Annotated in this window: 3 protein-coding genes; all 3 read left to right on the top strand. The window is 32.9% G+C overall.

What is annotated here, in order from left to right:
• Nucleotides 1-612 (top strand): ABC transporter permease (locus tag ACT8VG_RS08710; protein WP_444195646.1); only part of this gene is annotated, 612 nt, incomplete at its 5' end.
• An 8-nt stretch (nucleotides 613-620) separates the two neighbouring features.
• Nucleotides 621-1,439 (top strand): ABC transporter ATP-binding protein, encoded by an 819-nt coding sequence (locus tag ACT8VG_RS08715; RefSeq protein ID WP_444195647.1) that lies wholly within the window; start codon nucleotides 621-623, stop codon nucleotides 1,437-1,439.
• Between the two features lie 50 nt (nucleotides 1,440-1,489).
• The gene (locus tag ACT8VG_RS08720) at nucleotides 1,490-3,583 is read left to right on the top strand and encodes a CDP-glycerol:glycerophosphate glycerophosphotransferase (RefSeq protein WP_444195648.1); all 2,094 of its coding nucleotides are present in this window, start codon (nucleotides 1,490-1,492) and stop codon (nucleotides 3,581-3,583) included.
• Nucleotides 3,584-3,634 lie beyond the last annotated feature (51 nt).

The raw sequence follows: 3,634 nt of genomic DNA on the forward strand, positions 1-3,634 counted from the left end.
GTAGATGGTATTGAATATATCTGGTGGATGCTTGGAGGTATGGTTGTATGGTTCTTTATTTCTCCATGTATTACTGCAGGATGTAATGCTATCTTCTCTAAAATAAATATTATTACTAAGATGAAATTCCCAGTCAGTGTCCTTCCAGCAACAGTGGTATTATCTAAACTATTTGACCACTTCTGCTTGATGTGTATATTGACAATACTATTCTGTTTTGCTGGATATTATCCATCATTACATTGGGTAGGACTTATTTATTATTGTTTCTGTGGTGTTGTCTTCTCTATTTCTTTATCAATGACAACATCTGTTCTCAATATGCTTGCACGTGATACAAGAAAGTTAGTGCTTGCTATTATGCGTTTATTATTATACATGACTCCAATCCTATGGAATGTAAAGAACCTTCCATCTATTCTGCAGAGAATCATGTTAACTAACCCTATTTATTATATTGTTCAGGGCTATCGTGACTGTTTCTTCTATCATCGTGGAATTATGTATTATAAATATTCTGCTTTCTGTTTCTGGGCTATTACGGTTTTCTTATTTATATTTGGAAGCTGTATTATGTATAAATTCAAATCTAAGTTTGTAGACTTTATTTAGGAGGGATTATGGATTCAAATATCGCAATTGAAGCACGTCATGCTTCTAAAATATATGAACTAAGATCTAAAGAGAAAAAAAGCGATGTCAAGTTTTATGCCCTCAAGGATTTAAACTTTGAAATCAAGAAAGGACAGGTTGTAGGTATTCTAGGAACAAATGCTTCTGGTAAATCAACTATGTCCATTATTCTTGCAGGGATCTGTGATCCTGATGAAGGTGAAATCATTGTAAATGGGACACAGGCTTTGATTGCTATTAATACTGGATTAAATGCACAGTTGACAGGACTGGAGAATATTGAATTAAAGGGTGCTTTATTAGGCCTTTCTAAAAAGCGTATTGAAGAGATTAAAGAAGGTGTTATTAATTTCGCAGAAATTGGTGACTTCCTCTACCAGCCTGTAAAGAAATATTCATCAGGTATGAAATCAAGACTTGGTTTCTCAATTAACCTTTGTCTTGATCCAGATATCATGATTGTCGATGAAGCATTAAGTGTCGGTGATAAAGGTTTTGCTGAAAAATGTCTGAATAAGATGACTGAATTAAAAGAACAAGGTAAAACAATTATCTTTATTTCACATAACTTAAGACAGGTAAGATCATTTTGTGATAGTGCTATGTGGATTGAAGGTGGTATGCTTCGTGAATATGGTGATATTGATGAAGTGTGTGATCATTATGCTGACTATGTAGAGTACTACAATCATTTATCCGCAAAAGAGAAAAGGAAAGTACGTGATGAGAAATTCGCAAAGCGTGTGATTCCTAATTCTCATCGTACACTAGGTGATAAGCTCTTTGCTGCTATTAAGACTAGATAAACAAAGGGCAGGGGAACCTGCCTTTTTAAATAGAGAAAGGAAGTAAAGTTATGAAATTATCAATTATCATACCATTTAATCGTTATATACATTATTTATATGACTGTTTAGAAAGCATCAAGGATCAGAATTTGACTGATTATGAAGTCCTTTTAGTAGTAGATGCTATTGAAGATGTAAAGGATAAGATCCACAAATATGATTTACCTATTACTCTTATTGAATCTGGTGAAGCAACAGTAGGTAAAAAGAGAAATATGGGTCTTAATCTTGCTAAGGGAGATTATGTTTATTTCTTAGATAGTGACGACTATGTATTGCCTAACTGTCTAAATGCTTTAATGGAAGAAGCAAAAAAATCTAATAATCAAGTTGTTGCTGGTAAAAGAATGGTTTCATGGTTCAAGAAAAAGGTTTATGAAACAATGAGCGATGAAACAAATATCGAAAGAAACTTAAAGGATAAAGATCATGATCGTCTTGAAAAAGTGGAAAGAAAACAAGAAGAACATGTTTATGACAGTGAACCAGAACAGTTTAAGATTGATCTTCTTATTCGTACAAGACATGCATTAAGAAATGTATCATGCTTAAATCTTCTTATTAAACGTTCACTTATTGAAGAGAATCATATTTCTTTTAAAGAAGAATTTTTCTGGTATACAGATGCACCATTTGTAGTTGAACTATTAAAATATACAAATGATGTTTCTTTTGTGGAAGATGCTATTCTAGTTAAACGTAAACATAATGACCCAATCAATCGTCCTGCTTTATCCCAGATTAAGGATCCTGATGGTCGTTTTGATGAATTTATTGAAGCACATAACTATTGCTTAGAGATTTCTAAGGATTATCCATCTATTCATTATTATATTAATGCGAAGATGGCTAACTACTTTACTAGTTTCTTTGCTAAAAAGGTCAGAAGAAGTGAAGATGATAAATGGAGAACAACACGTTTTGATACAATGGCCAAAGTTCTAACTCGCATTGAACCAGAACTATTAAAGAAATCTCTTTATCGTCGCAGACTTTCTAAAGCATGTATGAATCATGACTTAAAGAAAGCACAAAAAATCATTGCAGCTCACTTAGCTGGTGTTAAAGCCAAGAAAATCTTTAAGAATAAGAATGAAATGAATAAGTACTTATATAGACATAAATATAAGAATGAACCTATTCAGAAAAATCTTATTATGTTTGAAACATTCCGTGGGGCAAGTTATGCAGATTCACCTAAATATATTTATGAATATTTGGCTAAGAACTTCCCTGGACAATATGAATTTGTCTGGGTACTTAATGACACGAAGACAAAACTCCCATATGGTGGAACAGTCGTTAAACGTATGACACGTAAATATGCTTACTATCTGGCTGTATGTAAATACTTCGTATTTAATACAAGACAGCCATTATGGTATCGTAAAAGAGAAGGACAGGTCTTCCTAGAAACTTGGCATGGCACACCACTTAAACGTCTAGCCTTTGACCAGGAAGAAGTGACTGCAGCTTCTCCTACATATAAGGCTCAGTTCTATCGTCAGAAACAGGAATGGGATTATCTCATTGCACCTAATGCATTTTCTAGTGAAATATTCAAGAGCTGCTTTATGTATAAGGATGAAGGAGATACGATGTTAGATACAGGTTATCCTAGAAATGACTTACTCTCTGATCCTCATAAAGAAGAAATTGCGAAAGAATTAAAGAAAAAGGTTGGTATACCACTAGACAAGAAAGTTATTCTCTATGCTCCTACATGGAGAGATGATGAATATTATGGCAATGGTGCTTATAAGTTCCAGTTAAAATTGAATCTTGAACAGATGAGAAAAGAATTAGGTGATGAATATGTCATTATCCTAAGAACACATTATTATATTGCGGATGTACTTGATTTAACTGGTTTAGATGGTTTTGCGTTTAATTTAAGTAAGTATGATGATATTACTGAAATCTATTTGATGAGTGATATTCTTATTACTGACTATTCAAGTGTATTCTTTGATTTTGCGAACCTCAAACGTCCAATGTTATTCTATACATATGACTTAGATAAATATCGTGATGTATTAAGAGGCTTCTATATTAATATGCAAGAAGAACTTCCAGGCCCACTTGTATTCAAAACATATTAAGTCATTCACACAATCAAGAATATTGATGAAATCACTGAAAAATAAGCAGAC

It is taken from the genome of Catenibacterium sp., assembly GCF_052354645.1.
In the GTDB taxonomy this organism is placed as follows: Bacteria; Bacillota_I; Bacilli_A; order Erysipelotrichales; family Coprobacillaceae; genus Catenibacterium; species Catenibacterium mitsuoka_A.